Genomic DNA, 25406 nt, shown 5'->3' with positions numbered 1-25406 from the left:
GGGTGCCGCCCTTCGGCGTCGTGCGAGCGCGACTACTTGCGCATGACCTCGGGCTCGTGGCGGCGCAGGAAGCGGGCCACGAGGAAGCCGCAGATCACGCCGAGGACGATCAGGGCGACCATGTCCATGCCCCAGGCGCCGACGGTGTGGGCCCACAGCGGGTCGTCGCTGTCGCCCTTGGCGGGCGGGCTGATCTTGTTGAAGTCGAGCGTGGCACCCGCGGCGGCGACCGCCCAGCGCGACGGCATCAGGTAGGAGAGCTGGTTGACGCCCACCGAGTTGGCCAGCGGGAACAGGCACCCGGTGAAGACGACCTGGACGATCGCGAACATGACCAGCAGCGGCATGGTCTTCTCGGCGGTCTTCACCAGGGCCGAGATGATCAGGCCGAACATCATCGCGGTGAAGCCGAGCGCCATGATCGGGATGCACAGTTCCAGCAGGATCTGGCTGCCGAAGACCAGGCCCTCGTCCGGGATGGTGCGGCTGGAGAAGCCGATGATGCCGACCAGCAGGCCCTGGAGCATGGTGACCAGGCCGAGCACGAAGACCTTGGACATCAGGTACGCCGAGCGGGACAGGCCGGTGGCGCGTTCGCGCTCGTAGATGACCCGTTCCTTGATCAGCTCACGGACGGAGTTCGCGGCGCCGGCGAAGCAGGCGCCCACCGCGAGGATCAGCAGCACCGTCAGGGCCGTGCCGTTGGCGACGGGCTTGCCGGTGTTCGGGTTGATCTCCGTGTTGACCAGCAGGTCCTTGCCGGAGTCGATGAGCAGGCTCACCGAGCCGAGGACGAGCGGCAGGATGATCGACAGGGCCAGGAAGCCCTTGTCGGAGGCGATCACCGAGACATAGCGGCGCACCAGCGTGCCGAACTGGGACATCCAGCCCTGGGGCTTCGGCGGCCGCATCGCCTGCATCGGCGGCATCTGTACGGACTGCGGCGCAACGGCGTCGATGTCCGCGGCGTACATCTGGTAGTGCTGCGAGCCCTTCCAGCGTCCGGCCCAGTCGTAGTCGCGGTAGTTCTCGAAGGCGGAGAAGACGTCGGCCCAGCTGTCGTAGCCGAAGAAGTTCAGCGCCTCCTCGGGCGGGCCGAAGTAGGCGACCGCACCGCCGGGAGCCATCACGAGGAGCTTGTCGCAGATCGCCAGCTCGGCCACCGAGTGGGTGACGACGAGGACCGTGCGGCCGTCGTCGGCGAGGCCGCGCAGCAGCTGCATGACGTCGCGGTCCATGCCCGGGTCGAGGCCCGAGGTGGGCTCGTCCAGGAAGATCAGCGACGGCTTGGTGAGGAGCTCCAGGGCCACCGAGACGCGCTTGCGCTGGCCGCCGGAGAGGGAGGTGACCTTCTTCTCCTTGTGGATGTCCAGCTTCAGCTCGCGCAGCACCTCGTCGATGCGGGCCTCGCGCTCGGCGCCGGTGGTGTCGGCGGGAAAGCGGAGCTTGGCCGCGTACTTGAGGGCCTTCTTGACGGTCAGCTCCTTGTGCAGGATGTCGTCCTGCGGGACCAGACCGATGCGCTGACGCAGCTCGGCGAACTGCTTGTAGAGATTCCGGTTGTCGTAGAGGACGTCGCCCTGGTTGGCGGGCCGGTAGCCCGTCAGCGCCTTGAGCAGCGTCGACTTGCCGGACCCTGACGGTCCGATGACCGCGATCAGCGACTTCTCCGGGACGCCGAAGGAGACGTCCTTGAGGATCTGCTTGCCGCCGTCGACCGTCACCGTCAGGTGGCGGGCCGAGAAGGAGACCTCACCGGTGTCGACGAACTCCTCGAGCCGGTCGCCGACGATCCGGAACGTCGAGTGGCCGACACCGACGATGTCCGCCGGGCCGAGCAGCTGCGAGCCGCCCTTGGCGATCGGCTGGCCGTTGACGTACGTGCCGTTGTGCGAGCCGAGGTCGCGGATCTCCATGCGGCCGTCGGGCGTCGAGCGGAACTCGGCGTGCAGACGGGAGACCTGGAGGTCGGAGACGACCAGTTCGTTCTCCAGGGCACGACCGATGCGCATGACGCGGCCGATCGAGAACTGGTGGAACGTGGTCGGGCTGCGGTCGCCGTAGACCGGCGGCGCCCCCGCGCCGACGCCGGGGCCGCCCTGCTGCGGCGGGATGTTCGCGGGCGGCTGCTGCCAGCCGGCCTGCGGGGCCTGCTGCGCGGGTGCCTGCTGGTGCGGCGCCTGCTGCTGGGGCGCCTGGGCCCAGCCCGGGCCCGCACCCTGCGCGGCATACGGCTGCGGCTGCTGCTGGGGCTGCGGCGTGACCGCCGCCGCGGCGCCGGAGACGCTCACGCGCGGCCCGTCGGTCGCGTTGCCGAGATGCACCGCCGTGCCAGGGCCGATCTCCAGCTGGTGGATCCGCTGGCCCTGCACGAAGGTGCCGTTGGTCGAGCCGTGGTCCTCGATGACCCAACTGCGGCCGCTCCAGCTGATGGTGGCGTGACGCCAGGACACCCTGGCGTCGTCCAGCACGATGTCACCCTGCGGATCGCGTCCGAGGGTGTAGGGCCTGGACGGGTCGAGCGTCCAGGTACGTCCGTTCAATTCCAGTACGAGTTCCGGCACTCCATGCCCCATGAGTAGTCCCCCGAGTTACCCCCAACACAGGGAGTCTAGGGATGTCGAACATCGTCGGGAACTATTTCAGGCTCGGCCCCCTGACCGAAAGTCGGGCCTTGTGAAGACCACGCACGTACGCATCGACCGGTCCCGTTGACGGGGTTGAAACCGACCCGGAGAGTGGTAATCCACGCGAGGGGGACATGCGCGGCGATCGCCGCGCCGCGGATCGGGGGGTCTGCCATGAGTGTGTCCACGAACGTCGAGACCACGAAGTACGGCGCGAAGCCGCCGTGGGGAGACATCCTGCTGACCGCGGTCGTCGCCGTGAGCTGGGCGTTGATCGGCATGGCCGGCGTCGCGGCGCTCGGGCTGCATCTGCTGGGGGCGGACGCGACGGCCTCGCTGGGCCCGATGACCGCGGCGGTGGTGGCCCTTGGGGCGGGTGGTTCGGTGACGCCGTCCGGCGACGTGTCCGCTTTTGGACTCACCGGCGCGGAGGCGGCGACCGCCATCGAGATCACGCCACTGGGGGTGAGCCTGGTCGGCGCGCTCCTTTTGTCATGGTTCTTCCTACGATCCCTGCGGTCGGCGGGAGTTGTGATCGCACCGGCCGAACTCCTCGCGCGCGCGGGCGCGGTGGTCGTCCTCTTCGTCGCCACGCTGGGCGGGCTGGCCTGGGCGGGGCACGATGTCATCACGATCGACGGCGGCGCGCTCGGCCTCGACAAGCTGCCCGGCGGCGGGGGCGGGGGCGGTGGCCTGGAGATCCCCGGGCTCGGTGACGTCGGGGACATCGGAGGGCTGCTGCCGGACCAGATCGGCGACCTGGTCGACGCGAAGGCAGCGGTCGGCTTCACCGTGGACACGGTGCCGACGCTGCTGGGCGGTCTTGGCTGGTCGGCGGGCATCCTGCTGATCGCCCTGCTGGCGTCTCGCCGTACGCCCCTCCCCCGCGGCCTGGAGGCCGTGCACCGGGTGGTCCGCCCGGCCGTGTCCGCCCTGGTGACGGTGTTCCTGCTCGCGGTCGCGGCGGGGCTCGCGGCGGCGGCGTACGCGGCGATCGGCGACGACCACCCGAAGCGGATCGCGGGCGCGGCGCTGCTGGGCACGCCCAACGGCACCTGGCTGGGCATCCCGATCGGCCTGTTCGTCCCGTGGGACGGCCGCGCGACGGGCCCCCTGACCGCCTTCCTCCCCCACCCCCTGGACGACCTCCTCAGCTCCGAACGCGACGAGTCCGTCTCCCTCTCCCGCCTCGCCGAACTCGACGGCCGAGTCTGGCTGTTGGCGGTCGCGGCGGCCGTGATGATGCTGCTGGCGGGGGTGCTGGCGGCGGTGCGGACGCCGGTGGGGGTGGTGGTGAAGGGGGCGGGAGCGGGTTCGGGTGCGTTCGCGAGTGCGGGCCCGGGGGCGAGTGTGGGTGCGGGTGCGGGCCCGGGGGCGAGTGCGGGTGCGGGTGCGGGTGCGGGCCCGGGTGCGGGTGCGGGTGCCTCGTACGTACGTGATCCGGGTGTCCTCGGCTTTGCCGGGCGCTGTGCGCTGCGGCTGGGGTTGGTGACGGCGTTGGCGTTGCCGTTGCTCGCCTGGCTGACGGAGGTGTCGGTGGACGCCTCGCTGTCGGTCCTGGGCTTCGACGCGTTCGGCGCCGGCATCGAACTCCACGGCCACCTCGGCATGGCCCTGCTCCTGGGCGCCTTGTGGGGCGCGGGAGCGGGCGCAGCAGGGGCCCTGCTGGCACGGGCGACGGGCGCGGCTGGGCAGCGGGCGGCTGCGCTGGCACTGGGTGACTTGGCGGGGGTTGCGGGAGGTTCGGGGGGTGGGGGCGGCTCTGGGGTCGCGGTGGCTTCGGGAAGTGTGCCGGGGCCGTATGCCGGGCGGTCGGGGGCTGGGCCGGATGGGGGCGGGTCGTCCTGGGCGGGGCCGTATGCGGGTGGGGGTGGAGCTTCGGGGGTGAGCGGTGGCGCCGGGGCAGCGGGGGCCGGTACGGGTGGGGCGTGGCCGCGTGAGGGTGGGGCTGGGCCTTATGCCGGTGAGGGCGGGGGCCGGTCGCGCGAAGGTGGGGCTGGGTCGCACGCCGGTGGGGGCGGGGACTGGTCGCGCGGAGGCGGGGCTGGGGCGCACGCCGGTGAGGGCGGGGGCTGGTCGCGTGGCGGTAGGGCTGGGCCGTATGCCGGTGAGGGCGGGGAGTGGTCGCGCGAAGGTGGAACTGGGCCCTACGCCGGTGAGGGCGGGGAGTGGTCGCGCGAAGGTGGAACTGGGCCCTACGCCGGTCACGGCGGGGCTTCGCATGCGGGGCCGGGTGGAGCTTCGGCTTCTGGCGCGGGTCAGGGGGCGGCTTCCGGGGCGGGGCCGGGTGGGGCCACGGACGAGGCGGGGCCGCGTGGACCCTCAGGCGAGGCGGGGCCGGATGGAGGCTCGGGTGAGGCGGGACCCGGCGGAGGCTCGGGCGAGGCTGGGCCGTATGTGCCGGGTGTGCCGTATCGGCCGCCGAATCCTGACACCAATCCGTACCTGCGTGTGCCGGAGGAGCTGCGAGGCCCGGAGGACGCACGGCCGCCCGGCGGGCGTGGTGCGGGGGTGGCGGACGCCGGGCCCGGCGGCTCACGGCCGCAGTACGGCTCACCACACGCACCTGGACGTCCACGTCCCGGGGAGCCAGGAGGTGACGCCGGGCAGCCTGGCGGGCGGACCGGGGACCGAGGTCAGCCCGGTGGTCGGCCTGATGATGGGCGCACGGCCGACGACGGCGACCCGGCTGACGAGTCGCCCCCCGCCGGGGACGACGTGTACGGCGCGCCCACCATGGTGCGGCCGATGCGGCCGCCCTCGCGGAAGCCTCCGTCGGCGCCCGGTGAGGGGACGCCGCCGCCTCCGCCTCCGCCGCCCCCGCCTCCTCCCCCGCCCGGCAGGCCCAAGGGGCGGAGGTGACTCCGCGGGGCCGTGGGGCGGCGCGTAAGATTCGATCCATCTGAACGACACCGAGTGTTCCCTGTCCGCCAGGCGGACCTCAGGGGCGGAAGGCACTGCGTGCCGGATACGGTGGGTCCACCATGAGCGCTTCGCAGACCTCCGACGTACCCACTCTTCTCGTCAAGATCTTCGGCAAGGACAAGCCGGGCATCACGGCCGGTCTCTTCGACACCCTCGCCGCCTACTCTGTCGACGTCGTCGACATCGAGCAGGTCGTCACCCGTGGCCGGATGGTGCTGTGCGCGCTCGTGACCGAGCCGCCGCGCGGGCTCGAGGGCGATCTGCGGTCGACCGTCCACAGCTGGGCGGAGTCGGTGAAGATGCAGGCGGAGATCATCTCCGGCCTCGGCGACAACCGCCCCCGTGGCCACGGCCGCTCCCTGGTCACCGTGCTCGGGCACCCGCTCACCGCGGAGGCCACGGCCGCGATCGCCGCCCGGATCACCAAGGCCGGCGGCAACATCGACCGTATCTTCCGGCTCGCCAAGTACCCGGTGACAGCCGTGGAGTTCGCGGTGTCCGGTGTCGAGACCGAGCCGCTGCGCACCGCGCTGGTGACCGACGCCGCCGCGCTCGGCGTGGACGTCGCCGTCGTCGCGGCCGGGCTGCACCGGCGCGCCCAGCGTCTCGTCGTCATGGACGTGGACTCCACGCTGATCCAGGACGAGGTCATCGAGCTGTTCGCGGCGCACGCCGGCTGCGAGGACAAGGTCGCCGAGGTGACGGCGGCCGCGATGCGCGGCGAGCTGGACTTCGAGCAGTCGCTGCACGCACGCGTGGCCCTGCTGAAGGGGCTTGACGCGTCCGTCGTCGAGAAGGTGCGCGCCGAGGTACGGCTGACCCCCGGCGCCCGCACCCTCATCCGCACTCTCAAGCGCCTCGGCTACCAAGTCGGCGTCGTCTCCGGCGGGTTCACCCAGGTCACCGACGATCTGAAGGAGCGGCTCGGGCTGGACTTCGCCCAGGCCAACACCCTGGAGATCGTCGACGGCAAGCTCACCGGGCGGGTCACCGGCGAGATCGTGGACCGGGCCGGCAAGGCGCGGCTGCTGCGCCGGTTCGCCGCCGAGGCGGGGGTGCCGCTGTCGCAGACCGTGGCCATCGGCGACGGTGCCAACGACCTGGACATGCTCAACGCGGCCGGCCTCGGTGTCGCCTTCAACGCTAAGCCGGTGGTGCGGGAGGCCGCGCACACCGCGGTGAACGTGCCGTTCCTGGACACCGTCCTCTATCTGCTCGGCGTCACCCGCGAAGAGGTCGAGGCGGCGGACACCCACGACGAGCTGCTCTGAGACCTCCTGATCATCCAGTGAGGGCCCGGCACCTCCACGGTGCCGGGCCCTCACCGTCATGAGGCGGTGCGGATCATTCCGAGGGTGCCCAGTAGTCGAGGAGGGTGGCCACGCCCGGCTCCAGGCTCTTCCAGGAACCGGTGAAGGACAGGACCGCGAATGCGGCGGCCGGGAAGCCGCGGCGGCTCATCCGCTCGCGGGCGTCGCCCTCGGCCGCGCCCGCCAGGATCTCGGCGAGACCCTGCACCCCGGGGTTGTGGCCGATCAGGACGACGTTCTGGGCGTCGTCCGGGTTCTCGTTGAGCACGGCGATGAGCTCGCCGGGAGAGGCCTCGTAGACCCGCTCCTCATAGACGGTTTTCGGCCGGTGCGCGAGTTCGTGCACGGCGAGCTTCCATGTCTCACGGGTCCGGATCGCCGTGGAGCACAGGGCCAGGTCGAGGGTGATGTCGGAGTCGGCCAGCTTCCGCCCTGCCACGGCCGCGTCCATGCGCCCCCGCTCGGCAAGCGGTCGCTCATGGTCGGACACCTGTGGCCAGTCGGCTTTCGCATGCCGGAAAAGGACAATCCTGCGGGGTTCTGCGACGCTCATGGGACCCAGCTTCGCATGAAACAGGCCATGGGGCGCAGGGAGTTGACATGCGGCTCCGGCAGTGCCGGGCGATCACCGCGGGCCGGGGAATCCGGGCCGGTCAGCGCGCGGCCAGCTGCTGTATGCGCTCGAAGAGGTGGGTGATCGCCGGGTCGCCCGCGGCGGCCTGCGCGTCGGCCGGGTTGAGTATCAGCGCGAGCAGGGTGATGAAGGCGAGCGTCGGCAGGGCGAGGGCCCACCAGGGCAGCCGGATGTCGGCGCGACCCCGGGTCGCCGGGTGGGGCGGGGTGTGCGATGGGGCCGACATGGTGCCTCCGCGTCTCTCCGAGTGGGCCGGTGGTCCGCTCGGTCGCGGCCACATCTCGAAGGTACGGATTCGGCGGCCCCCAACCCATCCGGTGATCCACCCAGTTGACCCTGAGACCGGCCCCCTAGGGGATGGGGGGATAACCCCACCACGGCCCCCGGGCGACGGGCTCACCGGTCACAAGGGCCCCGGCTCACGGTCACGAAGGCCCCGGACTCACGCGCTCACGAGGGCCCCGGGCTCACGGCGAGGCGATCGTCGCGATGACGGCGATGATCACGAAGATGGCGAGGAACGAGCCGAAGACGAGCAGCATCTTCTTCTGGCCGTTCTGGGGGTTCGGGTCGAGCACTGGCATGCGGCAAGTCTCGCACCCCCGTCCGCCACCGGCCCCGTCGGGGTGGGGTCAGCGGGCCGCTTCCTCCTCGACCGTGCGATCGCGCCCGGCGAGGACGCCCACGACCATCTGCGGGATCATCAGCCCGGCCATGAGGGCGATCGGCAGCCCCCAGCCGCCGCTGTGCTGGTAGAGCACGCCCACGAGGAGCGGCCCGGGGATGGAGATCAGGTAGCCGGTGCTCTGTGCGAAGGCGGACAGCTGGGCGACGCCCGCGCCGCTCCTGGCCCGCATGCCGACCATGGTGAGGGCCAGCGGGAAGGAGCAGTTGGAGACGCCGAGGAGCAGGGCCCAGACCCAGGCTCCGGCGGCCGGCGCGAGGTACAGCCCGGCGTAGCCCACGAGGCCGCAGACGCCGAGCACGAGCACGATCGGGCCCTGGTGCGGTAGCCGGGTGGCCACGCGCGGGATGACGAAGGCGAGCGGTACGCCCATCACCATCGTGACGGCCAGCAGCAGTCCCGCCGTGCTCGCGGGCACGCCCGCGTCCCGGAAGACCTGCGGCATCCAGCCCATCGTGATGTAGGCGGCGGTGGCCTGGAGGCCGAAGAAGACGGCGAGCGCCCAGGCGGTGCGGCTCCGGGTGATCCGCAGCGCGGGCCGCTCTTCACGCGCGGGCGCCTGCCCGGCGGGGGCCGCACCCTGCTGCCGTACGACGCCTCCCTGCCGTACGCCGTCGTCCTGTCGTACGCCGTCCCGCTGCCGTACGAACGGGATCCACGGCAGTACGGCGACGGCGGCCAGGCCCGCCCACACCGCGAGGCCGGTCTGCCAGCTGCCGCCCAGCAGGTCGGTCACCGGGACGGTCGCCGCGGCGGCCGTGGAGGTGCCGAGGGCCAGGGCCATCGAGTACAGGCCGGTCATGGAGCCGACCCGGTCGGGGAACCAGCGCTTGACGATGACCGGCATCAGGACGTTGCTGACGGCGATGCCCATGAGGGCGAGGGCGCTGGCGGCCAGGAAGCCGGCGGTGCCCCCGACGTAGGGCCGGATCAGCAGGCCCGCGGTGATGGCGGCCATGCCGGCGCAGACGACCGCGCCCGGGCCGAAGCGGCGGGCGAGGCGGGGGGCCATGACGCCGAAGACGGCGAAGCACAGCGGGGGCACGGAGGTGAGGAGCCCGGCGACGCTGCCGCTCATGCCGAGTCCGTCGCGGACCTCCTCCAGGAGGGCGCCGAGGCTGGTGATGGCGGGGCGGAGGTTGACGGCGGCCAGCACGATGCCGAGCACGAGCAGCCGTGTCGTCCACGCGCGCGTGGCCGGTTTCGGGGTCTCGCCGGTCGCCGAGCTTCGTATGTGCGGGGACGTCGTCGTCCGGGTTTCCTCGCTTGCCATGCTGCCCATCATAGAATCATGGGATGATTGGTTGTCCATTCCCCGGCCGCCTCCGGGCGCCCGTCCCGTGCGAAGGTGTGCCATGCCTCTGAGCCACCCGCGTCGATCGGCGCTGTCCGAGCAGGTCATCGCCGCGCTGCGGCAGCAGATCACCTCCGGCGAGTGGCCGGTCGGCTCGCGCATCCCGACCGAGCCGGAGCTGGTCGAGCAGCTGGGGGTGGCCCGCAACACGGTCCGTGAGGCCGTCCGCGCGCTCGCGCACAACGGCCTGCTGGATATCCGCCAGGGCTCCGGCACGTACGTCGTGGCGACCAGTGAGCTGGCCGGGGTGATGCACCGCAGATTCGCCGACGCCGACCCCCGCCACATCGCCGAGCTGCGCTCCACGCTGGAGTCGTCCGCCGCGAAGCTGGCCGCCGAGCGGCGCACGGAGAAGGACCTCAAGCAGCTCGACGCGCTCCTCGTACGCCGTGAGGAGGCCTGGGAGGCCCGCGACAAGGAGGCCTTCGTGACGGCGGACGCGACCTTCCACCTCGCGGTGGTGTCCGCGTCCCACAACGACGTCATGACGGCGATGTACGCGGACCTGGGCGAGGTGCTGCGGGACTGGCTGCGCGACGACGTCGGCGAGGAGATGACGCCGGAGTCGCATCTGGACCACTCGGGGCTGGTGGACGCGATCCGCGCGGGCGACGCGGAGACAGCGGCGGCACAGGCGGCGAGCTATCCGTTCCAGTGCCGGCCGGGGCTGTTCACCTCCGCCGACGACTGACCGTCACCGCTTCTGGTGGCTGACCCACGCCGAGCGGACTTCCTTCCAGCAGCGGCCGTCGAGCCGTACGGTCTGCGCGGGCCCGGCCTCCACGGGGGCACTGTCGCTGTCGACGTCCCACCAGCGGTCGCACTCGATGTGCAGCCGGACCCGGTCGACGTCGGGGTAGGGGTTGTGGCAGTAGGCGGTCACATGGGAGCCGGTGATCTTGCTGTAGCACGCGGCGCCGAAGAGGTCCGGTGCCTTGTCCTCGCGCGCGTGGGGCGACGCTTCGTGCGGCAGGGACATCAGCAGAACGGCTGCGACGGCTATCGGGGCCAGGCTGCGGGACAGGCGCACAAGGGGGACCTCCTCGGCCGTGCTGGGGAGGGAAGCGGTGAACGCGTAATCCAGAGTGCCCAGTTGTGCTGCTCCCCCGCCCGGCCGGATGGGCCGAACGGGTGAGGGCCCGCGTTCCGGAGAACGCGGGCCCTCACACCGTAGGAAAGATCACGCACCGATGGCGTGCAGACCGCCGTCGACGTGGACGATCTCGCCGGTGGTCTTCGGGAACCAGTCGCTCAGCAGGGCGACGACGCCCTTGCCGGCCGGCTCCGGGTCCTCCAGCTTCCACTCCAGCGGGGAGCGGCTGTCCCAGACGGCCGCCAGCTCGGCGAAGCCCGGGATGGACTTGGCGGCCATGGAGCCGATCGGCCCCGCCGAGATCAGGTTGCAGCGGATGTCGTGCTTGCCCAGGTCACGGGCCATGTAGCGGTTGGTGGCCTCCAGGGCGGCCTTGGCCGGGCCCATCCAGTCGTACTGCGGCCAGGCGAACTGCGCGTCGAAGGTGAGGCCGACGACGGAGCCGCCCTCGGTCATCAGCGGCAGCAGCGCCATGGTCAGCGACTTCAGGGAGAAGGCGGAGACGTGCATGGCGGTGGCCACGGACTCGAACGGCGTGTTCAGGAAGTTGCCGCCGAGCGCGTCCTGCGGCGCGAAGCCGATGGAGTGCACGACACCGTCGAGCTTGTCGCCGAGGTGCTCACGGACCTGGCCCTCCAGGCGGGCGAGGTGCTCGTCGTTGGAGACGTCGAGCTCCAGGACCTTGACCTTCTCCGGCTGGGGCAGCTTCTTGGCGATGCGCTCGGTGAGGGTCGGCCGCGGCCACGCGGTGAGGATGATCTCCGCGCCCTGCTCCTGGGCCAGCTTGGCGGTGTGGAAGGCGATGGAGGACTCCATCAGCACACCGGTGATGAGGATCTTCTTGCCCTCGAGGATTCCAGTCGTGTTCGTCATCGTGCTCAGTGACCCATTCCCAGTCCGCCGTCAACCGGGATGACGGCTCCAGTGATGTACGAGGCGTCGTCGGAGGCGAGGAACCGCACCGTCGCGGCGACTTCCTCCGGCTGCGCGTAACGGCCGAGCGGCACGGCCTGCACGATGTTCGCGCGCTGCTCGTCGGTGAGCACCTTGGTCATGTCGGTGTCGACGAAACCGGGGGCGACGACGTTGAACGTGATGTTGCGCGAGCCCAGCTCACGCGCGAGCGAACGCGCGAAGCCGACCAGGGCGGCCTTGGAGGCGGCGTAGTTGGCCTGCCCGGGACCGCCGTACAGCCCGACGACCGACGAGATCAGGACGACGCGGCCCTTCTTGGCGCGCAGCATGCCGCGGTTGGCGCGCTTGACGACACGGAAGGTGCCGGTGAGGTTGGTGTCGAGGACGGATGTGAAGTCCTCCTCGGACATCCGCATCAGGAGCGTGTCCTTGGTGACGCCGGCGTTGGCGATCAGGACCTCGACCGGGCCGTGCTCGGCCTCGATCTCCTTGTAGGCCTGCTCCACCTGCTCGGTGTCGGTGATGTCGCACTTGACGGCGAGGAAGCCGGCCGGTGGCTCGCCCGAGCGGTACGTGATCGCGACCTTGTCGCCGGCGTCGGCGAAAGCGCGGGCAATGGCGAGGCCGATGCCCCGGTTGCCTCCGGTGACGAGAACCGAGCGGCTCAACGGATCACCCTTTCGATAGCGGTCTGAATGCCCGCCCGAACACCTGGATGACAGGCGGCTTCCTCGAAAACCTATCGGTCCCCGACCTCCGGCGGACAATCGGGCACCGACAGTGGCTAAGGGGACTCGCTGTCGGGTCTCTACAGAAGGACGCGCGTTCCGGACGGAAACGTATGGTCCCTGGACCCGCCCACGCGACATGATCGGAGTCCACAGGTCACGACAGCAGGGAGATACCTCGGTGCCTCATACCATCGACGAAGCCTTCACAGCGCTTCCGCTACGCGCCCTCGCCGACGCCGCGCTGGCACGCGCGCGTGCGCTGGGTGCCGAGCACGCGGACTTCCGGTTCGAGCGGGTGCGCAGCGCGTCCTGGCGGCTGCGGGACGCCAAGCCCGCCGGGTCCTCGGACACCACCGACCTCGGGTACGCGGTGCGGGTCGTGCACGGTGGGACCTGGGGATTCGCGTCCGGCGTCGATCTGACCATGGACGCGGCGGCGCGGGTCGCCTCGCAGGCCGTGGCCATGGCGAAGCTGTCCGCCCAGGTGATCAAGGCGGCCGGGTCCGACGAGCGGGTCGAGCTGGCCGACGAGCCTGTACACGCCGAGAAGACGTGGATCTCGTCGTACGAGATCGATCCGTTCACCGTGCCCGACGAGGAGAAGGCCGGGCTGCTCGCGGAGTGGAGCGCGCGGCTGCTGGCGGCGAACGGGGTCAACCACGTCGACGCCTCGCTGCTCACCGTCCACGAGAACAAGTTCTACGCCGACACCGCCGGGACCGTGACCACCCAGCAGCGGGTGCGGCTGCACCCGGCGCTGACCGCGGTGTCGGTCGACGAGTCGAGCGGCGAGTTCGACTCGATGCGGACCATCGCGCCGCCGGTCGGCCGGGGCTGGGAGTACCTCACCGGCACCGGCTGGGACTGGGAGAGCGAGCTGGCGCAGATCCCCGAGCTGCTCGCCGAGAAGATGCGGGCGCCGAGTGTCGAGTCCGGGGTGTACGACCTGGTCGTCGACCCGTCCAACCTGTGGCTGACCATCCACGAGTCCATCGGCCACGCCACCGAGCTGGACCGCGCCCTCGGCTACGAGGCCGCCTACGCGGGCACCTCCTTCGCCACCTTCGACCAGCTCGGCAAGCTGCGCTACGGCTCCGACCTGATGAACGTCACCGGTGACCGCACCGCCGAGCACGGCCTCGCGACGATCGGCTACGACGACGAGGGCGTCGAGGGCCAGTCCTGGGACCTGGTGAAGGACGGCACGCTCGTCGGCTACCAGCTGGACCGGCGCATCGCGAAGCTGACCGGCTTCGAGCGCTCCAACGGCTGCGCGTTCGCCGACTCCCCCGGCCATGTCCCGGTGCAGCGCATGGCCAACGTGTCCCTCCAGCCCGACCCGGCCGGCATGTCGACCGAGGACCTGATCGGCGGCGTCGACCGCGGCATCTACGTCGTCGGCGACCGCTCCTGGTCCATCGACATGCAGCGCTACAACTTCCAGTTCACCGGCCAGCGCTTCTTCAAGATCGAGAACGGCCGGATCACCGGCCAGCTGCGGGACGTCGCCTACCAGGCGACCACCACCGACTTCTGGGGCTCCATGGCCGCCGTCGGCGGTCCGCAGACCTATGTCCTCGGGGGCGCCTTCAACTGCGGCAAGGCCCAGCCGGGCCAGGTCGCCGCCGTGTCGCACGGCTGCCCGTCGGCCCTCTTCAAGGGCGTCAACATTCTGAACACCACCCAGGAGGCCGGTCGATGAGCTCTCGTACGAACAAGCCGCACGAGATCGTCGAGCGCGCCCTGGAGCTGTCCCGCGCGGACGGCTGTGTCGTCATCGCCGACGAGCAGTCCACGGCGAACCTGCGCTGGGCCGGCAACGCGCTCACCACCAACGGCGTCACGCGCACCCGCACGCTCACCGTGATCGCGACGGTCGACGGCAAGGAAGGCACCGCCTCGGGTGTGGTCTCCCGGGCCGCCGTCACCGTGGACGAGCTGGAGTCCCTGGTGCGGGCCGCGGAAGCTGCCGCGCGCGGGGCCGCGCCCGCCGAGGACGCGCAGCCGCTGGTCAGGGACGTACCGGCGTCCCCGGACTTCACGGACGCGCCCTCCGAGACGTCCTCCGCCGTCTTCGCGGACTTCGCCCCCGCGCTCGGTGAGTCCTTCGCACGCGCGCGTGCGGGCGGCCGCGAGCTGTACGGCTTCGCCAACCACGAGCTCGTCTCCAGCTACCTCGGTACGTCCACCGGTCTGCGGCTGCGGCACGACCAGCCCAACGGCACCCTTGAGCTCAACGCCAAGTCGCCGGACCGTACGCGCTCGGCGTGGGCGGGCCGCTCCACCCGGGACTTCAAGGACGTCGACCCGGCCGCGCTGGACGCCGAACTCGCCGTACGCCTGGGCTGGGCCGAGCGGAAGCACGACCTGCCCGCCGGGCGGTACGAGACGCTGCTGCCGCCGACCGCCGTCGCGGACCTGCTGATCTACCAGATGTGGTCGGCGTCGGGCCGGGACGCGTTCGAGGGCCGCACGGTGTTCTCCAAGCCGGGCGGCGAGACCCGGACCCGGCTCGGCGAGAAGCTCACCGAGCTGCCGCTGACGCTGCGCAGCGACCCGAACGAGCCGGGCCTGGAGTCCGCCCCGTTCGTGCTCGCGCACTCCTCCGGCGGCGACTCCTCGGTGTTCGACAACGGGCTGCCGCTGACGGCCACTGAGTGGATGCGCGAGGGCGAGCTGAGCAACCTGCTCACCAGCCGCCACAGCGCCGGGCTGACCGGGCTGCCGGTGGCGCCGGGGATCGACAACCTGATCCTCGACGGCGGCGACGACCGGTCCCTGGAGGAGATGGTCGCGAACACCGAGCGCGGGCTGCTGCTGACCTGCCTCTGGTACATCCGCGAGGTCGACCCGGCGACCCTGCTGCTGACCGGGCTGACCCGGGACGGCGTCTATCTCGTCGAGAACGGCGAGGTGACCGGCGAGGTCAACAACTTCCGGTTCAACGAGTCGCCGGTGGACCTGCTGGGGCGGGCCACCGAGGCCGGGCGCACGGAAAAGACGCTGCCGAGGGAATGGAGCGACTGGTTCACTAGGGCTGCGATGCCGGCCCTGCGGGTGCCGGACTTCAATATGAGCTCTGTCAGTCGGGGCGTATAACCTCGTAGCCGGTGGTCACTCGACTGCCCGAAGATCATCAAGGAGACGCGAGAACCGTGACGGACATCGTCGACGAGCTGAAGTGGCGTGGGCTGTGGGCCCAGTCCACTGACGAGGACGCTTTGCGCAAGGCGCTCGCGGACGGTCCGGTCACGTTCTATTGCGGCTTCGACCCGACCGCCGCCAGCCTCCACGTCGGTCACCTCGTCCAGGTCCTCACGATGCGCCGGCTCCAGCAGGCGGGCCTGCGCCCGCTGGCCCTGGTGGGCGGCGCGACCGGGCAGATCGGCGACCCCCGCCCGACGGCGGAGCGAACGCTGAACGACCCGGAGACGGTCGCGAACTGGGTGACCCGGCTGCGCGGGCAGATCGAGCCGTTCCTGTCCTTCGAGGGCGAGAACGCCGCGGTCATGGTCAACAACCTGGACTGGACGGCCGGGATGTCGGCCATCGAGTTCCTGCGTGACATCGGCAAGCACTTCCGCGTCAACAAGATGCTGACCAAGGACTCCGTCGCCCGCCGGCTGGAGTCCCAGGAGGGCATCAGCTACACGGAGTTCAGCTACCAGCTGCTCCAGGGCATGGACTTCCTGGAGCTGTACCGGCGGTACGGCTGCACGCTCCAGCAGGGCGGCAGCGATCAGTGGGGCAACCTCACGGCCGGCCTGGACCTGATCCACCGGCTGGAGCCGGACGCCGAGGCGCACTGTCTGGCGACGCCGCTGATGGTCAAGGCGGACGGCACCAAGTTCGGCAAGACCGAGGGCGGCGCCGTCTGGCTCGACCCCGAGATGACGACGCCGTACGCGTTCTACCAGTTCTGGCTGAACGTGGACGACCGGGACATCTCGACGTACATGCGCATCCTGTCCTTCCGGACCCGCGAGGAGCTCGAGGAGCTGGAGAAGCAGACCGAGGAGCGGCCGCAGGCCCGTGCCGCCCAGCGTGCGCTGGCCGAGGAGCTGACGACGCTGGTGCACGGCGCCGACCAGACGGCGGCCGTGATCGCCGCGTCCAAGGCCCTCTTCGGTCAGGGCGAGCTGGCGGACCTCGACGCGAAGACGCTGGCGGCGGCCCTGTCCGAGGTGCCGCATGTCCAGGTCTCCGAACTCGGCCTCGTCGTCGACCTGTTCGCCGAGGTCGGGCTGGTCGCCAGCAAGTCGGCGGCGCGGCGGACCGTGAAGGAGGGCGGGGCCTACGTGAACAACGTCAAGGTCGCGGCCGAGGACGCGGTGCCGTCCAAGGAGGACCTGCTTCACGGGCGGTGGCTGGTGCTGCGGCGGGGGAAGAAGAACCTTGCCGCGGTCGAGGTGACCGGAGCGTAGAACGCCGTAGGGGCGCGGGTGGACCGGCGACTGCCGCTTTGTCGTGGCTGGTCGCGCTCACGCGGCGGAGCCGCATATCGATGCAGCCCCGCGCCCCTTTGGGCGTTCAGGCTCAGGCTTGCTGCTTTCGCTTGCCGAGCGTCGCCATGTACAGCATGTCGCCCACGCCCACGATGATGATCGCGGCGATCAGCTGGAAGGCGTGGCGGCTCCAGTCGATGCCGGAGGTGGCGTCGACGCCCGCCCAGCGGGCGATGGCGTTGCCGACGAGGGCGCCCAGCATGCCGAAGATGGTCGTCAGCCAGAGCGGACTGTGCTGCTTGCCCGGGAGGATCGCCTTCGCGATCAGGCCCAGCACGAATCCCACGATGATCGCCCACAACCAGCCCATGGCTGCCTCCTTGTACGGCTCGACGTGAGCATTACGGTCAGTGTCGGCCCATGCGCCGTACGACGCATGTCGAGTCGCCCGTACGTGCGGAAGCGCAGGTCGTTCGCCTCCGCGGGAGGTGCCCCGGTCTCGTAGGCGGCGGAGGCGCGGCGTAACGTAGGACGTGCCCGGGCCCGGTTCTCGTGCCGGGAGCGGAGCGGGAACGGGCCGGGGAGAGTCCGATGCGGGCGGATGGTGGAATGTGATGCGGAAGCAGCATGCAGGCGGCGGCGCCCAGGTGTTCCGGATCACCGGAGCCCGTGCGGGCCTTCAGGAGGACGTGCGCGGCCGGCAGCGGCGGTACGTGATCTCGATGTCGGTGCGCACGCTGTCGGTGATCCTCGCGGCCACCCTGTGGAACGTCGAACGGCACGTCGCGATCGTCGCGTTGGTGCTGGGGGCGCTGCTTCCCTACATCGCGGTGGTGATCGCGAACGCGGGGCGGGAGAACGCGCCCGGATTGCCGTCCACCTTCGTGGCCGCTCCGATGCGACTGGGGGCACCTCCCGCGCTTTCGGCAGCGGGGGAGATCTCCCCCGCACCGGCTGATGAGCCCTTCGCGGAATCCGTCCCGGAAGACGCCGCGAGCGGTCCGGCGGCGGGTGCGCGCAGCGAGCCTCACGAGCGGATGTGACGCTCGGCGGAGGGCTCGCAACCGGACGTCACCTCCGGACCAAGCTCAAGAAAAGCTCAGATCAATCATGTTGTTCCAGTGCCGGGCGACGGGTTACCCGTGACATACTTCCTACGCGCTCCGCATCCCCCGTCGGAGCGACAGACCGACGCCGGGCAGCTCCCCCCGTGGCTGCTCGGCGTCGCCTTGTTCAGCGCAGTTTGTGAGACGGACCAGTGAGTGAAGAGACCGCGCCGATCTGTTCGGCGAAGGGGTGCCGGGCCGACGCGGTGTGGGTGCTCGCGTGGAACAACCCGAAGATCCACACGCCGGAGCGGCGCAAGACATGGCTCGCGTGCGACGAGCACCGCGAGCATCTGTCTCAGTTCCTCGGGGTGCGGGGGTTCCTCAAGGACGTGGTCCTTCTCAAGGAGTGGGAAGCCCCCGAGGGCGCCTAGCCGCCGATAGCCGACATCGGCCGGTCCGGCTGTACGAACGTCGGGTCGTCCAGGCCCGCGCCCGCCTTCTTGCCCCACATCGCCGTCCGCCAGATGCTCGCTATCTCCTCGTCCGGGGCGCCCGAGCGCAGGGCCGCGCGGAGGTCGGTCTCCTCCCGGGCGAACAGGCAGGTGCGAACCTGGCCGTCGGCCGTCAGGCGGGTGCGGTCGCAGGCCGCGCAGAACGGGCGGGTGACCGAGGCGATGACACCCACCACGTGCGGGCCGCCGTCGACGATCCAGCGCTCCGCCGGGGCCGAGCCGCGCTTCTCGGAGCCTTCCTCGGTGAGCTCGAAGCGGGTGCGCAGGGAGGTGAGGATGTCCCCTGCCGTGATCATGCCGTCGCGCTTCCAGCCGTGCTGGGCGTCGAGGGGCATCTGCTCGATGAAGCGCAGTTCGTAGTCGTGCTCGACGGCCCAGGCGAGGAGGTCGGGGGCCTCGTCCTCGTTGAGCCCGGGCATGAGGACCGAGTTGACCTTGACCGGGGTCAGGCCCGCCTCGCGCGCGGCGTACAGGCCCTCGATGACGTCCTTGTGGCGGTCCCGGCGGGTCAGGGTCTTGAAGACGTCCGGGCGCAGGGTGTCGAGGGAGACGTTGACCCGGTCCAGGCCCGCGGCCTTCAGGGCCGTCGCGGTGCGCTTGAGGCCGATGCCGTTGGTCGTCAGCGACATCTGGGGGCGGGGTTCGAGGGCCGCGACGCGCTCCACGATGCCGACCAGGCCGGGGCGCAGCAGCGGCTCGCCGCCGGTGAAGCGGACCTCTTCGATGCCCAGGGAGGTGACCGCGATGTCGATCAGGCGGACGATCTCGTCGTCCGTGAGGAGGTCGGGCTTGGCCAGCCACTGCAGGCCCTCTTCCGGCATGCAGTACGTACAGCGCAGATTGCACCGGTCGGTCAGCGACACGCGCAGGTCGGTGGCCTGCCGGCCGTAGGTGTCGATGAGCACGTGGGCCCCCTCCCTCGTCGCGGAACACTGCGGATCATCGCGGATCATTCATTTTCCGTCACTTGCGAGCCTACGTGACCGCACTGACATCGACAGTGCCCGATCCCACGAGGTATGACGCGGCCGCGTCGTAGTTCCCTACGACGCGGCCGCTCAGAGATCGCCCGGGAGGGGGCTCAGTGCGCGCCGGTGCCGGTCAGGGACCGGACCTCCAGCTCCGCGTACTTGCCGGCGTCGGGCTCCTCCTTGGACAGGACGGTGCCGAGGAAGCCCATGAGGAAGCCGAACGGGATGGAGATGATGCCCGGGTTCTTCAGCGGGAAGTAGGCGAAGTCGACGTCGGGGAACATCGCCTTCGGGTCGCCGGAGACCACCGGGGAGAACAGCACCAGGCCGGTGGCGACGATCAGACCGCCGTAGATCGACCACAGGGCGCCCTGGGTGGTGAACCGCTTCCAGAACAGGCTGTAGAGGATCGTCGGCAGGTTGGCGGACGCGGCGACCGCGAACGCCAGCGCGACCAGGCCGGCCACGTTGAGGTCGCGGGCGAGGGCGCCCAGGCCGATGGAGACGATGCCGATGAAGACGGTCGCCCAGCGGGCCGCGCGGACCTCCTCCTTGCCGGACGCCTTGCCCTTGCGGATGACGTTGGCGTAGATGTCGTGCGCGAAGGAGGACGAGGAGGCGAGGGTCAGACCCGCCACCACCGCGAGGATCGTCGCGAAGGCCACTGCGGAGATCGTGGCCAGCAGGATCGCGCCCCACGCCGAGTCGACGCCGCCGAGATGGAGCGCGAGGAGTGGCGCCGCCGTGTTGCCGGACGGGTTGGACTCGATGATCTCGTCCTGCGAGATCAGGGCCGCCGCGCCGAAGCCGAGGGCGATGGTCATCAGGTAGAAGCCGCCGATGATGCCGATGGCCCAGTTCACGGACTTACGCGCGGCCTTGGCGTTGGGCACCGTGTAGAAGCGGATCAGGATGTGCGGCAGGCCGGCGGTGCCGAGGACCAGGGCGATGCCGAGCGAGATGAAGTCCAGCTTGGAGGTGCCGGTCGCGCCGTACTGGAGGCCGGGCTCCAGGAACGCGGTGCCCTTCCCGCTGTTCTCGGCGGCCTTGCCGAGCAGGTCGGAGATGTTGAAGTCGAACTTCAGCAGCACCAGGAACGTGATCAGGATGGTGCCGGTGATCAGCAGCACCGCCTTGACCATCTGGACCCAGGTGGTGCCCTTCATGCCGCCGATGGAGACGTACACGATCATCAGGACGCCGACGAGGGCGACGATGCCGATCTTGCCCGCGTCGGAGGTGATGCCGAGCAGCAGCGAGACGAGGACGCCGGCGCCGGCCATCTGTGCGAGCAGGTAGAAGATCGAGACGACGATCGTGGAGGTGCCGGCCGCGGTGCGGACCGGGCGCTGGCGCATGCGGTACGCCAGGACGTCGCCCATGGTGTAGCGGCCGGAGTTCCGGAGCGGTTCGGCGACCAGGAGCAGGGCGACGAGCCAGGCGACCAGGAAGCCGATGGAGTACAGGAAGCCGTCGTAGCCGAACAGGGCGATGGCGCCGGCGATGCCGAGGAAGGACGCGGCCGACATGTAGTCGCCGGAGACCGCGAGGCCGTTCTGGAAGGCGCTGAACTGGCGGCCGCCGGCGTAGAAGTCGGCGGCGTCCTTGGTCTGGCGGCCCGCCCAGACGGTGATGACGAGGGTCGCGAGGACGAACACGGCGAACAGGCTGATGATCAGCGGCCGGTGCTCGCTGGCCTCGCCTGCGGCCAGGGTGATCGCGGGGCTCATGCGCCGCCCTCCATCCGGGACTTGATCGCCTCGGCCTTGGGGTCGAGCTTCGCGGCGGCGTGCCGCGAGTACCACCAGGCGATGAGGAACGTGGTGACGAACTGGGCGATGCCGAACACGAAGGCGACGTTGATGTTGCCGAACAGCTTGGTGCCCATGAAGTCGCCCGCGAAGTTCGACAGCAGGACGTACAGCAGGTACCAGGCGATGAAGGCGATGGTCAGGGGGAAGGCGAAGTTGCGGTAGGAGCGGCGCAGTTCACCGAACTCCGCGCTCTCCTGCACCGCGGTGAACTCCTCGGTGCTGGGGAGTTTGTGTTGCTCTTTCGAGGGGGGCGGTGCGTCGGTAGCCACGGAGTCTCCTCGCGTTGCGGGCGCTGTTGCCACGGCGGACGGGGGCTGTTCGGGGGTGGGGGACGGGTTCGGTACGACGGACATGGACGGCTCTGTTCCTCGTGGTTCGTCAGGGGGCTCGATCGTGCTCGTGCTCCCTGCCCAAGGTCACGGCGGCACGCGAGGACCGGTTCAACTGGGTTTGCTTCTTCTTGAAGTCATCCCGGGAAGGTCATTGCTGGCCAATGACTGTGAGAGATAACTTCGGGCCTGCACCACCCCGTCATGTACCTGCCCGAGCACCACCTGTGTCTCGGGCGGTTTCGTTTCCGGATGATGTGGAGACCCCATGTCCCGTCTGCGTTCCAGACGTCGGCTCGCCCTCGCCGTACCCGTCGTGCTCTCGCTGACCGCCTCGCTCGGCTTCCTGCCGGCGGCCGCGTCGGCCGCCCCCTACGCGGAGTCCACCGCGCAGACAGCGGACGCACCGAACCTGTCGTACGTCGTCAACACCAAGGTGGACCGTTACACGATCGCGTCGGTCAAGAAGGCGATCGCGGCGGCCGGCGGCACGGTCGTCATCACGTACGACAAGATCGGCGTGATCGTCGTCCACTCGGCCAACCCCGACTTCGGCTCCCAGATACGGAAGGTCCGCGGCGTGCAGTCGGCGGGCGCGACCCGTACCTCGGCGCTGACCCCGGCCGGCACCACGGACGAGGGCGCGGCGCAGCTGCTGACGAAGGAGCAGGCCGAGAAGGTCGAGAAGGCGTCGGCCGCCGACGCGGCGAGCGAGCCCCTCGAGGCCGACCAGTGGGACCTGCGGGCGATCGGCGCCGACAAGGCCGCGCAGATCAACCCGGGCAGCAAGAAGGTCACCGTCGCCGTGATCGACACCGGCGTCGACGACACCCACCCGGACATCGCCCCGAACTTCTCCGCGTCCCAGTCCGCCAACTGCGACGGCGGTGTCCCCGACACCACCGAGGGCGCCTGGCGGCCGTACACCGCGGAGGACTACCACGGCACCCACGTGGCCGGTGAGATCGCCGCCGCCCGCAACGGCATCGGTGTCGCCGGTGTCGCGCCCGGTGTGAAGGTCGCGGCCATCAACGTGACCGACCCGAGCAACGGCCTCTTCTACCCGGAGAGCGTCGTCTGCGCGTTCGTGTTCGCCGCCGACCACGGCGTGGAGATCACGAACAACAGCTACTACGTTGATCCATGGCTGTACAACTGCCTGGACGACCCCGACCAGCGGGCCATTGTTGATTCGGTCAACAGGGCGTCTCTCTACGCTCAACACAAGGGCACGCTCAACCTGGCGTCGGCGGGCAACTCCAACGACGACCTCGACTCGGACGCCCTCGTCGACGACTCCAGCCCCGACGACTCCACGCCGGTCACCCGCACCGTCGACCCGCACGAGTGCTTCGACGTGCCGACCATGCTGCCGGGTGTCGTCACGGTCAGCGCGACCGGCGTCAACAACCTCAAGTCGTACTACTCGTCGTACGGTTACGGCGTCGTCGACATCGCGGCGCCGGGCGGCGACCGGCTCTACCAGATCCCGGACACCCCGTCGAAGAACGGCCGCATCCTGTCGACGATGCCGAACAACTCGTACGGCTTCCTCCAGGGCACCTCGATGGCGTCCCCGCACGCCGCGGGTGTCGCCGCGCTGCTGAAGTCGACGCATCCGTGGGCGACTCCGGCGCAGCTCCAGGCGCTGATGAAGGCGCAGGCCGACAACCCGGGCTGCCCCGCCTCCTACGACCAGGACGGCGACGGCACGCAGGACGCGACCTGCGTGGGCGGCAAGCGGGTCAACGGGTTCTACGGCTTCGGCATCGTGAACGCGCTGCGCGCGGTCAAGTAACCGCGGTCAGGCAGCCCCCGTACAGCACCCGCACGGTCCGCTCGTACCGCTGGTACCGCGAACGAACTGGAGATCCAGAATGACAGCGCCTCACCCGCGCTTCCGCCGTGCGATGGCCGTCCCGGTCGGGATGGCCATGGCGACGGCCCTCGCGTTCCTGCCGAACGTCTCGGCGTCGGCGGCGGAGGAGTACCCGGCCGCCGAGGCGACCGCGCTCAGCTATGTCGTCAACGTCAGCCCCGGGCACGGGCCTTCGAAGCACGTGAAGAAGGCCATAGCCGACGCCGGCGGCACCATCGTGACGTCGTACGACCAGATAGGCGTCATCGTCGTCCACTCGGCGAACCCCGACTTCGCGAAGATCCTGCGCACCGTGCGCGGGGTGGAGTCGGCCGGCAACACGCGCAACGCGCCGCTGCCCGCCCAGTCGACGACCGACGTGGGCACCCCGAAGGTGCTCGACGCCGAGGACCTCGCGGACGTCCAGGCCGCCGAGGCGCAGGACCCGCTGGAGCCGTTGCAGTGGGACCTGCCCGCCATCAAGGCGGACAAGGCGCACGAGAAGTCGCTCGGCAGCAGCAAGGTGACCGTCGCCGTGATCGACACCGGCGTCGACGACACCCACCCGGACATAGCGCCGAACTTCGACCGGGCCGCGTCGGTCAACTGCGTGACGGGCAAGCCCGACACGACCGACGGGGCATGGCGGCCGACCACGGGCGAGAGCCCGCACGGCACGCACGTCGCCGGTGAGATAGCGGCCGCCAAGAACGGCGTGGGCATGACGGGTGTCGCGCCGGGCGTGAAGGTGTCCGGCATCAAGGTGTCCACGACGGCCGGCTACTTCTACACGGAGGCCGTGGTCTGCGGCTTCGTGTGGGCGGCCGAGCACGGCGTCGACGTCACGAACAACAGCTATTACACCGACCCGTGGTACTTCAACTGCAAGAACGACCCGGACCAGAAGGCGCTCGTCGACGCCGTCTCCCGGGCCTCGCGCTACGCGGAGAAGAAGGGCGCGGTCAACGTCGCGGCGGCCGGCAACGAGAACTACGACCTCGCGGCCGACGAGATCACCGACCCGGTCTCCCCCAACGACGCCACGCCCTCGGACCGGGTGATCGACCCCTCCGAGTGCTACGACATCCCGACCCAGCTGCCGGGTGTCGTGACGGTCGCGGCGACCGGCGCGAAGGGCATCAAGTCGTCCTTCTCCAACCACGGTCTGGGCGTCATCGACATCGCCGCTCCCGGCGGCGACTCGACCCGCTTCCAGACCCCGGCCCCGCCGGCCACCAGCGGCCTGATCCTGGGCACGCTGCCGGGCGGCGGCTGGGGCTACATGGCCGGTACGTCGATGGCCTCGCCGCATGTCGCGGGCGTGGCCGCGCTCATCAAGTCGACGCACCCGAAGGCCTCTCCGGCCCTGGTGAAGGCCCTGCTGTACGCGGAGGCCGACGCCACGCCGTGCACCGACCCGTACGACATCGACGGCGACGGCAAGGTCGACGCGGTGTGCGAGGGGCCGAAGAACTACAACGGCTTCTATGGCTGGGGTACGGCTGACGCACTGGACGCGGTCACCAAGTAGCGGCACGCGCGCGTGAAGGGGTCGGGGACCGTGTCCCCGGCCCCTTTGTGCGTGGGGGATGATCTACGGCCATGGATGTGTACGAAGATCCGGCGACATGGACGGCCGAACCGGTGCGCCCCAGAGGGCTGTTGACCGCGCGCTTCATCGCGACCGTACTGGTCATGCCGGTGCTCTGGGTGTTCTGGCTGGCGGTCATTCTGGTCACCTTCGCCGTGGGCATGGTGACGGAGGTGATCGTCGTGTTCAGCACCTCGTACGAGAACGGCCTGTTCAACCTGCTGGACCGTGCCACCGCTCGTATGCGCCTGCCCTCCTGGGGCGTGACCTGGCCCGAGCTGATCCACGAGGGCGACACCGCGTACTACAAGGCCCGTGTCGAGCGGGAGGTCCGCAATTGGACGACCCAGGCCCAGTTTCCGCGCGACCCCAAGAAGTTCCGGCGGGTGATGGAGTGCGAGATACCGATGCGCCACTACCGCGGCATCGGCGGCTGGTACGTCGCTCAGGTCGCCCTCGCTCAGGGGTGGGAGCTGCGGCCCACCGATGTGCGGAAGGAGGTGCGGCTCTGGTGGTCCGCTGCGTCATGAGTTGATCTCAGGTTGGTTGATCTCAGGTTGATT

The 25406-nt window shown here is 70.3% G+C and carries 22 protein-coding genes and 1 pseudogene; 11 read left to right on the top strand and 12 right to left on the bottom strand.

Translation table 11 applies throughout. From position 1 onward, the window contains the following. Window positions 1–32: 32 nt before the first annotated feature. A complete protein-coding gene (locus tag IQ210_RS20215) occupies window positions 33–2564 on the bottom strand; it encodes an ABC transporter ATP-binding protein/permease (protein ID WP_194080471.1) in 2532 nt (843 codons plus the stop codon). A gap of 237 nt (window positions 2565–2801) precedes the next feature. Here IQ210_RS20215 and IQ210_RS48495 point away from each other — a divergent pair. Beyond that, window positions 2802–4346: pseudogene (locus IQ210_RS48495) on the top strand (streptophobe family protein); the annotation flags it as partial. Window positions 4347–5611: 1265 nt separating this feature from the next. Beyond that, a complete protein-coding gene (gene serB / locus IQ210_RS20205) occupies window positions 5612–6823 on the top strand; it encodes a phosphoserine phosphatase SerB (protein ID WP_194080443.1) in 1212 nt (403 codons plus the stop codon). A gap of 73 nt (window positions 6824–6896) precedes the next feature. Here serB and IQ210_RS20200 read toward each other — a convergent pair whose 3' ends face one another. The 4 genes from IQ210_RS20200 to IQ210_RS20190 form a co-directional block, all read right to left on the bottom strand. Further along, window positions 6897–7415, bottom strand: a complete 519-nt coding sequence (locus IQ210_RS20200; protein WP_194080442.1) for a SixA phosphatase family protein — start codon at window positions 7413–7415, stop codon at window positions 6897–6899. Window positions 7416–7515: 100 nt separating this feature from the next. Further along, entirely contained in the window at window positions 7516–7722 is a 207-nt protein-coding gene (locus IQ210_RS20195) for a hypothetical protein (protein WP_059197204.1), read from the bottom strand. Between the two features lie 241 nt (window positions 7723–7963). Next, window positions 7964–8080, bottom strand: coding sequence for an SGM_5486 family transporter-associated protein (locus IQ210_RS47920; protein WP_097262240.1), 117 nt, complete (start codon window positions 8078–8080; stop codon window positions 7964–7966). A 48-nt stretch (window positions 8081–8128) separates the two neighbouring features. Further along, on the bottom strand, window positions 8129–9466 hold the full coding sequence (locus tag IQ210_RS20190) for a CynX/NimT family MFS transporter (RefSeq protein ID WP_194080441.1): 1338 nt from the start codon (window positions 9464–9466) through the stop codon (window positions 8129–8131). Between the two features lie 70 nt (window positions 9467–9536). On the opposite strand from IQ210_RS20190, the gene IQ210_RS20185 reads away from it, so the two are divergent. Then, window positions 9537–10226 (top strand): FadR/GntR family transcriptional regulator, encoded by a 690-nt coding sequence (locus IQ210_RS20185; protein ID WP_194080440.1) that lies wholly within the window; start codon window positions 9537–9539, stop codon window positions 10224–10226. A 3-nt stretch (window positions 10227–10229) separates the two neighbouring features. Here IQ210_RS20185 and IQ210_RS20180 read toward each other — a convergent pair whose 3' ends face one another. The 3 genes from IQ210_RS20180 to fabG form a co-directional block, all read right to left on the bottom strand. Then, window positions 10230–10565, bottom strand: a complete 336-nt coding sequence (locus IQ210_RS20180) for a hypothetical protein (protein WP_194080439.1) — start codon at window positions 10563–10565, stop codon at window positions 10230–10232. A 150-nt stretch (window positions 10566–10715) separates the two neighbouring features. Beyond that, complete coding sequence (fabI, locus tag IQ210_RS20175) at window positions 10716–11501, bottom strand: enoyl-ACP reductase FabI (protein WP_194080438.1); 786 nt, start codon at window positions 11499–11501, stop codon at window positions 10716–10718. Between the two features lie 5 nt (window positions 11502–11506). After that, complete coding sequence (fabG, locus tag IQ210_RS20170) at window positions 11507–12211, bottom strand: 3-oxoacyl-[acyl-carrier-protein] reductase (RefSeq protein WP_194080437.1); 705 nt, start codon at window positions 12209–12211, stop codon at window positions 11507–11509. A 241-nt stretch (window positions 12212–12452) separates the two neighbouring features. Here fabG and IQ210_RS20165 point away from each other — a divergent pair, with 241 nt between their 5' ends. From IQ210_RS20165 to tyrS, 3 genes are read left to right on the top strand one after another with little or no spacing between them, the layout of a single operon-like run. Beyond that, window positions 12453–13976: a TldD/PmbA family protein gene (locus tag IQ210_RS20165; RefSeq protein WP_194080436.1), complete on the top strand. Its 1524-nt coding sequence runs from the start codon at window positions 12453–12455 to the stop codon at window positions 13974–13976. Further along, window positions 13973–15373 carry a metallopeptidase TldD-related protein gene (locus tag IQ210_RS20160; RefSeq protein WP_194080435.1) on the top strand — a complete coding sequence of 467 codons (1401 nt, stop codon included), beginning with the start codon at window positions 13973–13975 and terminating at the stop codon, window positions 15371–15373. The genes IQ210_RS20165 and IQ210_RS20160 overlap by 4 nt, the downstream gene beginning before the upstream one ends. A 56-nt stretch (window positions 15374–15429) precedes the next feature. Then, window positions 15430–16698, top strand: coding sequence for a tyrosine--tRNA ligase (gene tyrS, locus IQ210_RS20155; RefSeq protein ID WP_194080434.1), 1269 nt, complete (start codon window positions 15430–15432; stop codon window positions 16696–16698). A 112-nt stretch (window positions 16699–16810) separates the two neighbouring features. Here the strand turns inward: tyrS and IQ210_RS20150 are convergent, their stop codons facing one another. Continuing rightward, window positions 16811–17089 (bottom strand): GlsB/YeaQ/YmgE family stress response membrane protein, encoded by a 279-nt coding sequence (locus IQ210_RS20150; RefSeq protein WP_194080433.1) that lies wholly within the window; start codon window positions 17087–17089, stop codon window positions 16811–16813. A 244-nt stretch (window positions 17090–17333) separates the two neighbouring features. Here IQ210_RS20150 and IQ210_RS20145 point away from each other — a divergent pair, with 244 nt between their 5' ends. Together IQ210_RS20145 and IQ210_RS20140 are read left to right on the top strand one after the other, a co-directional pair. Beyond that, complete coding sequence (locus IQ210_RS20145) at window positions 17334–17762, top strand: DUF3099 domain-containing protein (protein WP_194080432.1); 429 nt, start codon at window positions 17334–17336, stop codon at window positions 17760–17762. 215 nt (window positions 17763–17977) lie between these two features. Beyond that, the gene (locus IQ210_RS20140) at window positions 17978–18199 is read left to right on the top strand and encodes a hypothetical protein (RefSeq protein WP_097262261.1); all 222 of its coding nucleotides are present in this window, start codon (window positions 17978–17980) and stop codon (window positions 18197–18199) included. Here IQ210_RS20140 and moaA read toward each other — a convergent pair. From moaA to IQ210_RS20125, 3 genes are all read right to left on the bottom strand, one after another. Next, window positions 18196–19185, bottom strand: coding sequence for a GTP 3',8-cyclase MoaA (gene moaA, locus IQ210_RS20135; RefSeq protein WP_256786181.1), 990 nt, complete (start codon window positions 19183–19185; stop codon window positions 18196–18198). The two genes, IQ210_RS20140 and moaA, sit on opposite strands and share 4 nt — an antisense overlap. A 176-nt stretch (window positions 19186–19361) precedes the next feature. Continuing rightward, complete coding sequence (locus IQ210_RS20130) at window positions 19362–20981, bottom strand: solute symporter family protein (RefSeq protein WP_194080430.1); 1620 nt, start codon at window positions 20979–20981, stop codon at window positions 19362–19364. Next, entirely contained in the window at window positions 20978–21334 is a 357-nt protein-coding gene (locus IQ210_RS20125) for a DUF485 domain-containing protein (RefSeq protein ID WP_194080429.1), read from the bottom strand. Before IQ210_RS20125 ends, IQ210_RS20130 begins: the two co-directional genes overlap by 4 nt. Before the next feature lie 328 nt (window positions 21335–21662). On the opposite strand from IQ210_RS20125, the gene IQ210_RS20120 reads away from it, so the two are divergent. The 3 genes from IQ210_RS20120 to IQ210_RS20110 all read left to right on the top strand — a co-directional run bounded on the left by IQ210_RS20120 (window position 21663) and on the right by IQ210_RS20110 (window position 25373). Then, window positions 21663–23192, top strand: coding sequence for a S8 family peptidase (locus IQ210_RS20120; RefSeq protein WP_194080428.1), 1530 nt, complete (start codon window positions 21663–21665; stop codon window positions 23190–23192). A 79-nt stretch (window positions 23193–23271) separates the two neighbouring features. Beyond that, window positions 23272–24783, top strand: coding sequence for a S8 family peptidase (locus IQ210_RS20115; RefSeq protein WP_194080427.1), 1512 nt, complete (start codon window positions 23272–23274; stop codon window positions 24781–24783). A gap of 71 nt (window positions 24784–24854) precedes the next feature. After that, window positions 24855–25373: a hypothetical protein gene (locus IQ210_RS20110; RefSeq protein ID WP_194080426.1), complete on the top strand. Its 519-nt coding sequence runs from the start codon at window positions 24855–24857 to the stop codon at window positions 25371–25373. Window positions 25374–25406 lie beyond the last annotated feature (33 nt).

Origin of the sequence: Streptomyces justiciae, from assembly GCF_015163075.1 — a bacterium.
GTDB classification, from domain to species: Bacteria; Actinomycetota; Actinomycetes; order Streptomycetales; family Streptomycetaceae; genus Streptomyces; species Streptomyces justiciae.
Note: the sequence above shows the minus strand (reverse complement) of the source record. Positions and strands in the feature narration are given on the sequence as shown.